The organism is Mesorhizobium sp. M4A.F.Ca.ET.022.05.2.1, assembly GCF_003998845.1.
Classification (GTDB): Bacteria; Pseudomonadota; Alphaproteobacteria; order Rhizobiales; family Rhizobiaceae; genus Mesorhizobium.
In genome coordinates this window covers 1-922 of sequence record NZ_RZOJ01000769.1, presented here as the reverse complement: position 1 = coordinate 922, position 922 = coordinate 1, and the positions used below count along the sequence as shown (strand labels likewise).

The window sequence follows — 922 nt, the reverse complement described above, 5'->3', positions numbered from 1 at the left end:
TCTCAGTAAAGCGTGCGGGCCAGCGTTTCGGCGGCCCGGTCGAGGTCGCGCGCATCGCTGCGCGCGACGACGGCGTAGGCGACCTCGCCGATCTGGAAATAGGCCGAGGAAATATCGCCCGAGGGCGCGACGGCCGGCTTCACCACGTCGAAGGTTCCGGGCCTGATCGCGAACAGTGAGACCAGGCCGAGATCCTTGGTCTCGAGCGCCATCTCGACGCTCGGGCCGAAGCGCGACGGATAGATCTGCACGTCGCGAACCTTCCAGTCGCCTGGCAGCGACGGCATGACGATCGCGGTCGCGGCACGGATTTCGCCGGGATTGTAGTCCGGCGCTTCACGCTGGGAGGTCATCGCCTCGCGCATCAGCGTCGTCCGGTGCGCCCTCACCGCCTCCTCGACATAGGCCGGCGGCTGCGTGGAAGCGACAACCTTGGTCACCGCGACGGGTCCGAAAATGCCGTTCGCCAGCCAGCCGGCCGCGACCAGGATGGCCGCCGCCGCCGCCCGCTGCAGCACGGAAAAGATGCGGTCCCTGGTCAGTCCGCGCTCCAACCGTCGTGCCGCCTCGGCGGTCGCCGGCCGCGCCATGCCCTTGCCGGCGAGCGCCACGCGCAACTCGTCGCGCGTCCGAAGGTCGGACATCACGCGCGCCGCGACCTCCGGCTGGGTGGACAGGAACGCCTCCACCTCGATGCGGCGGGCCACCTCCATCTGGTCGTCGACATAGGCGTCGAGATCGGCGTCGGTCACGGGATCGAGCATCGCATTCATCGCTCACCTTTGACGATCCTGAGATGGTTCCTGCCGACCGGCGCGGCCTCCTCCATCTCGCGCAGTGCCGCCCGGGCCCGGCCGATGCGTGACATCAACGTTCCCAGCGGCACGCCACTGACCTCGGCCGCCTGGGCGTAGCTCAGCCC

2 protein-coding genes are annotated in these 922 nt (G+C 69.3%); both read right to left on the bottom strand.

Annotated features, from left to right (window positions below; translation table 11 throughout):
- Positions 1-2 precede the first annotated feature (2 nt).
- Complete coding sequence (locus EN745_RS35275) at positions 3-773, bottom strand: anti-sigma factor (RefSeq protein WP_126054605.1); 771 nt, start codon at positions 771-773, stop codon at positions 3-5.
- Positions 770-922, bottom strand: a 153-nt coding sequence (locus EN745_RS37420) for a sigma factor-like helix-turn-helix DNA-binding protein (protein WP_348630995.1), incomplete at its 5' end; no start/stop codon positions are given. The genes EN745_RS35275 and EN745_RS37420, both read right to left, overlap by 4 nt.